Genomic DNA, 6,238 nt, shown 5'->3' with positions numbered 1-6,238 from the left:
CTTGGGGCCCTCACCTCCCCCTGCCTTCGGCAGCAGGCCCGTCCTCTCCCGCAAGCGGGAGAGGGGGTAAGAGGTTCAGAGCCGTCAAACCCCTCTCCCTCTGGGAGAGGAGGGGCCCATCGCAAAGCGATGGGAGGTGAGGGCCGCCCCTGATCAGTCGTGCATTGCGTCCCAGGCCTTCACGGCCAGGGCATCGCGGGGCGTGATGTCCGGGAAAGCCGGGTCAGCGGTTGCCGGATCGAAGTATTTCCAGCTGCGACGGCATTTCACGCCGCTCGCCTTGACCGGGTGCACAACCACGCCCGGCGTATCGTCGAGCGTGAACCCGCCGCCCTCACTTGTCGATGAATGCACCAGTTCTGCGCCCGACGTGATGAACAGGTCGCCCGCATCCTCGCCCTTGAAGGCCTCGATCAGGGATTCGTCGGCAATCAGCACACGCGGTGTGGATTCCAGCGAGGCGCCGATACGCTTCTCGCGGCGTTCCACTTCCAGCGCGCCTGTCACGACGCGCCGCACCGTGAATATCTTTTCCCAGCGGGCCGCAAGGTCTGCATCGCGCCAGCCGACCGGCGTGTCCGGGAACTGCAGCAGGTGAACCGAAGCCACGCTGCCCTTCAGGTGGCTTTCGAGGAAAGCCTCTTCCATCGTGAACGGCATGACGGGGGCCAGCCATGTCAGCAGGCGTTCCAGCACGGCCGCCATGACGGTGCGGGCCGCGCGGCGGCGATTGCCGAAATTGGCCGTGTCGCCGTCCCAGACTTCCTCGGTCTCGAAACGCGGATCGCAATAGAGGCTGTCCTTGCGCACGTCGAAATAGACGGCCGAAAGGTCCACGCCGCAGAAATTGATGAGCAGGCTCATCACCTTCTTGAAGTCGTAGACATTATAGGCCGCGCGCACCTGCTCATCGAGTTCCGACAGGCGATGCAGCACCCAGCGCTCAAGGCCGGGCATCTTGCGGGCCTCGATGGCCTCTGCGTCCGTCCAGCCGTCCAGCGCGCCGAGCATGTAGCGCACCGTGTTGCGCAGCTTGCGATAGGATTCGACCGAGCCCTTGATGATCTCGTCGGAGATACGCAGGTCTTCGGTATAGTCGCCGCTGGCGGTCCAGATGCGCAGGATCTCGATGCCGTATTGCTTGGCGATCTGTTCCGGCTCGATCGTGTTGCCGATCGATTTCGACATCTTCTTGCCTTCGGAATCGACGATGAAGCCGTGCGTCAGCACCTGCTTGTAAGGCGCCATGCCGCGCGTGGCGCAGCATTCCAGAAGCGAGGACTGGAACCAGCCACGGTGCTGGTCGGAACCTTCCATGTAGAGGTCGGCCTGACCTGTTTCGGGGTCGATGATGCCGCGTTCGCGCAGGGCGAAGGCGTGCGTCGTGCCGGAGTCAAACCAGACGTCGAGAACGTCCGTGACCTTGTCCCAGTCGTCAGCGTTCAGACCGTGCGCGCCGAGGAAGTCTTCCTTAGGCGTGCTGAACCAGGCTTCGACGCCGCCGGCCGCGATGGCTGCCTTGATTGTTTCGTTGAGGGCCTGCGCCTGATCGGCAGGCAATGCTGCCGTGTGCGGCTGGCCGCTCTTGTCGACGAAGATCGTGATCGGCACGCCCCAGTTGCGCTGGCGGCTGATCAGCCAGTCAGGCCGGCCTTCGACCATCGAGCGCAGGCGGTTGCGGCCCACGGCGGGGAAGAATTCGGTCGCATCGATGGCGGCGAGGGCATTCTCGCGCAGCGACTTGCCGTTCGGGCCCGGCTTGTCCATGGAGATGAACCATTGCGGCGTGGCCCGGCGGATGACCGGCGCCTTGGAGCGCCACGAGTGGGCATCGCGGATCGTGGTGATACCGCGCGCCAGCAGGTTGCCGCTCTCGGCGAGGGCCGCGATGACTTCCTGATTGGCCTTGCCCGGCTCGCCGCGCTTCTTGCCGCTGGTGCGGATGATATCCATGCCGCCAAAGCGCGGCACGTCCGGCGTGTAGCAGCCGTCTGCGTCAACGATCTGGCGGATTTCCTGCGTCGTGCGGCCGGACTCGACCCAGACGTTGAAGTCATCCTCGCCATGCGCGGGCGCAGTGTGCACGAAGCCCGTACCGGCATCGGCGGTGACGTGGTCGCCCGCGAGCATCGGGATTGGATGCGCAAAGAACGCGTCCATTTCGGACAGGGGATGCTTCAGCGTCCAGCCAGTCGGGTCGACATCAGAAACGCGCGTGAAGGCGCTGACCTTCGCGCCATCCATGACGGCCTTGGCGAGGTCATCGGAGATGATGAGCTTCTCGCCCGCTTTCGCGTAAGGCGCAAAGCCCAGCTCTTCCTCGCTCATCACGGAATCGACCGTGTAGAGGCCGTAAGTTATGTCGGGGCTGAAGGAGACAGCCTGGTTGGCCGGGATCGTCCAAGGCGTGGTCGTCCAGATGACAACGCTTGCGTCATCGTCACGGCCCGTCACCGGAAACTTCACCCAGATCACCGGCACCTTGCGGTCGTAATATTCCACTTCGGCTTCGGCGAGGGCGGTGCGCTCGACCGGGCTCCACATGATCGGCTTGGCGCCGCGCACGAGGGCGCCCTGCATGGCCATGCGCAGGAACTCGGCAACGATGGTCGCCTCGCTCTCGAACTTCATGGTGAGGTAGGGATTGTCCCACTCGCCCTCGATCCCCAGCGCGCGGAATTCCCTGCCCTGGATCTCGACCCATTTCTCGGCATAGGCGCGGCAGGCGGCACGGAACTCGTCGCCCGGCACGTCATCCTTCCCGCGGTTCTTCGACCGGAATTCCTCTTCCACTTTCCATTCAATGGGCAGGCCGTGGCAGTCCCAGCCCGGCAGGTAGGCCGCGTCATGGCCCGTCATCTGGTGCGAACGCACGATGATATCCTTGACGATCTTGTTCATCGCCGTGCCGAGGTGGATGTGGCCGTTCGCATAGGGCGGGCCATCGTGCAGGATCCACGGCTTGGCCCCGCGCGACTTCGCATCCGCGCGCAGCCATTTGTAGAGGTTCATCTCGTCCCAGCGCTTGATCCATTCCGGTTCGCGCTGCGGCAGGCCGCCTCGCATCGGAAATTCGGTTGTCGGCAGGAACAGCGTGTCGCGATAATCGCGGTCGGTCAGGGAATCGGTCATGGGATCAATATGGCTTTTTACGGTATCGTCGGGGTTTGATACGGGTTTCCGATGGTTTTACCACGGGTTTCTGGATGGTTTCTGCAGCATGAATTCCCGGCTTCGCCCGCCCCGTCAAATCGGGTCAGTGCGCCGCCGGGCGTCTAATTCGAATGCTGTGTATCCGTGCCATGCTTTCCGCCTAGCAGGCGGTGAAAGCCATGTCACTATCGGACGCCACCATGGGCGGAATCCGCCACCTGTGCCGCGGGCGTATCCGACAGTTCTTCCGCCAGTTTTTCGCACAGGACTTCAAAGACCGCGCCATTCTCCAGAAGGTTCGCCCAGGTCACCCCATGGTCGAGGATGACATAGCGCGAGACGTTCACCGTATCAGGGGCGGACTTGTAGACAGAGACAGCCGCATAGGACTGGTCGATGGCGCTGACCTCTTCAATCGAGCGGTCCGATCTGAAAACGGCAAGGAATTCAATGCCCCGGCAATCCGTGCCGTCAGCATTGGCGCAGGCCGTATAGATGCCGAACGACATGCCGTCCTTGCTGGTGGCGAAGACATAGGGCGCCTGGCGGTCATTGACGCCTGACATGGTGAAATGGGCGCCCATATCGTCCAGCAGCAGCTGCAGGTCTCCGGTGCCGACCGAGCCGACAACCATGTCACGTGCGCGAACGCCAATTTCCGGCGCCTGCGCGGCCGCTGCCAGCGGCATCGCGGCGCAAAGACAAAGTGACAGGAGCGCTTTCTGCATATGAATCCCAACACCGGAGGGGTTTCAAGGTTCCCCGATCAGTATCAGTTATCCGGGTAAATCAGGCGCTAATTTGGCAGTGATGGCGCCGCTTTCAGGCAAACGCGCGATTCGGCGGCGTCCTTGTGCATCTGTGCGATCATGTCATCGACACTGTCGAATTTCAGCTCCGGCCGCAGGTAGGCCACCAGCTGCACCTCCAGCCACTTGCCATAGAGGTCCTGATCGAAATCGAAGATGAAGGTTTCCAGCAGCGCATCACGCAGGCCCGTCGTGGGCGTGCGGCCGAAATTGGCAACGCCGTCGCGCCACACCTCCTCGCCCTCGACACGTGCGCGGACGGCATAGACGCCGTGGCGCGGATGGATCAGGTCGTTGAGATGGATATTGGCCGTCGGGAAGCCGAATGTGCGGCCGGTCTTCTCGCCAGCCTCGACAATGCCGTCAGCAATCCACCAGTCGCCAAGGATGTCGGCTGCCACTTCGGGCTCGCCGGCCATCAGGGCCTGACGGATGGCCGTGGAGGAGGCCTTGGCACCTAGTTCAAGCACTTCCTCGACCACGGAAACACCAAAGCCTAGGGCCCGGCCAAGGCTCGACAGGCGCGCCACATTGCCCATGCGGCCGCGACCGAAACGGAAGTCGAAGCCGACCGAGACGTGCGACACGCCCAGCCCCTCGACCAGCACCTGGCGCACGAAGGCCTCGTCGGTCATGGCCGCCATCTCGCCATTGAAGGGGAGTTCGAAGACCGTATCGGCCCCCTCGGCGAGGATGAGCCTGTTACGGCGCTCGGGCCGAAGAATACGGAAAGGCGGGTCGTTCGGCCGGAAATAGGCGCGCGGCGGCGGCTCGAAGGTCGCGACCGACAGCTTGCCCTGCCCGGCCTTGCGCGCCGCTTCCATCACCGCGCGGTGCCCGGCATGCAGACCATCGAAATTGCCCAGCGCCACGGAGGCACCGCGTGCGCTGGCGGGCAATCCGCGATAATCTGCAAAAATGGCCATCAGGCCTCCCGGCGGGGTGCGACCACTTCGGCTTCGCCGGTGATGACACGCTTGTCGTCAACCGTGCATTCCACCTTCAGCGTCACCCGGTTGCCCCGGTCCTGCTTCTCGGCGACTTCGGCCCGCACGGTGACCGTATCGCCAATGTGCACGGGGCGTTTGAAGCGCATGGAGAGGCCGATGAAGATCGCCCCCGGACCCGGCAGGTTGTTGCCGAGGATGCCGGAGATGTAGCTCGCCGTCAGCGCGCCATGGGCAATGCGCCGACCGAACACGGTTTTCGAAGCGAACTCCTCGTCCATGTGCAGCGGGTTGTAATCGCCCGACACTTCCGCAAAGCGCTGGATGTCAGCTTCGGAAATCGTGTGCACGGTTTCGTGCGACATGCCGATTTCCAGGTCTTCATACTTAAAACCGGTGAATTCACTCATACGTCCGGATCTCCAATAATTGTCCGAGAAGTTCGATACACGGGGCCGATGCCCACGTCACCACCTTAGACCTGACATGGCGTAAGTGGCGTTTTCGCCATAGTCGGCGAGCAGGTCGGTGACTTCGCTCTGGAAGTCAGGTCCGTGTTCCTTGAGGCCCGTGCCGACATAGAGGCTGTCATAGCCCTGGCGTGTCGCGCCGCGAATGTCGGTGGCGGGGCTGTCGCCGATGCAGAGCACGCGCGACGGCGTGTGGCCGAGGGCGTTGAGGCGCTCCAGCGCGAGACGATAGATGCCGGCATGCGGCTTGCCGGGATAGACGACTGTGCCGCCGAGATCCTCGTAGATGTCGGCCAAAGCGCCGGCGCACCAGTAGAGCTTGCCGCCCACGCGCACCTGCTTGTCCGGATTGGCGCAGATCATGGTCAGGCCGCGATCCACGCCCTCTTTCAGCTCGTCGCGGTATTCCTCAGGCTGGTCATTGTACATGTCGCGCAGGCCGATGCAGAGCAGCAGGTCGGCATGGGCGCTGTCGTCGAATTTGAGGTCGAGGCCTTCATAGAGGAAGCGGTCATGCTCCCAGCCCTCGTCGCCGCCGAGGCGCCAGACGGACTGGCCGCTGCGCAGCTTGAGTTCGGCGCGCGTGGCATCGCCCGAAGTAACGCAGTCATCGAACGCCGCATTGGGCACGCCGAGGGGCTCGAAATAGCGGATGGCCTGCGCCTTGGGCACCGGCGCATTGGTGATGAGGCAGACATGGCCGCCCTGCGCGCGGAACTTAACGAGGGCCTCGCAGGCCTCGGCAAAGATGGCACGACCATTGTGGATCACGCCCCACACATCGCAGAGGATCGAGTCATAATCGCCCGCAATCGCGGACAGGCCTTCGGGAAAACGCAGCTGTGTCATGCGGCGCGAC

At 63.3% G+C, this 6,238-nt stretch carries 5 protein-coding genes; all 5 read right to left on the bottom strand.

The window, feature by feature from the left end; all coding sequences use genetic code 11:
- Window positions 1-153: 153 nt before the first annotated feature.
- Window positions 154-3,132, bottom strand: a complete 2,979-nt coding sequence (gene ileS / locus HY30_RS10135) for an isoleucine--tRNA ligase (protein WP_034739862.1) — start codon at window positions 3,130-3,132, stop codon at window positions 154-156.
- Between the two features lie 206 nt (window positions 3,133-3,338).
- Window positions 3,339-3,881 carry a type III secretion system chaperone family protein gene (locus HY30_RS10130; protein ID WP_034739859.1) on the bottom strand — a complete coding sequence of 181 codons (543 nt, stop codon included), beginning with the start codon at window positions 3,879-3,881 and terminating at the stop codon, window positions 3,339-3,341.
- 68 nt (window positions 3,882-3,949) lie between these two features.
- Window positions 3,950-4,888: a riboflavin biosynthesis protein RibF gene (ribF, locus tag HY30_RS10125; protein ID WP_034739857.1), complete on the bottom strand. Its 939-nt coding sequence runs from the start codon at window positions 4,886-4,888 to the stop codon at window positions 3,950-3,952.
- Window positions 4,888-5,319: a MaoC family dehydratase gene (locus tag HY30_RS10120; RefSeq protein WP_034739855.1), complete on the bottom strand. Its 432-nt coding sequence runs from the start codon at window positions 5,317-5,319 to the stop codon at window positions 4,888-4,890. Before HY30_RS10120 ends, ribF begins: the two co-directional genes overlap by 1 nt.
- 57 nt (window positions 5,320-5,376) lie before the next feature.
- Window positions 5,377-6,228, bottom strand: a complete 852-nt coding sequence (locus HY30_RS10115) for a TIGR01459 family HAD-type hydrolase (protein ID WP_034739853.1) — start codon at window positions 6,226-6,228, stop codon at window positions 5,377-5,379.
- Between the last annotated feature and the right edge of the window lie 10 nt (window positions 6,229-6,238).

The sequence above is a fragment of the Hyphomonas chukchiensis genome (assembly GCF_000682695.1).
Lineage (GTDB): Bacteria > Pseudomonadota > Alphaproteobacteria > Caulobacterales > Hyphomonadaceae > Hyphomonas > Hyphomonas chukchiensis.
The sequence above is the reverse complement of the archived record's forward strand: the minus strand, read 5'-3'. Positions and strand labels throughout refer to the sequence as shown.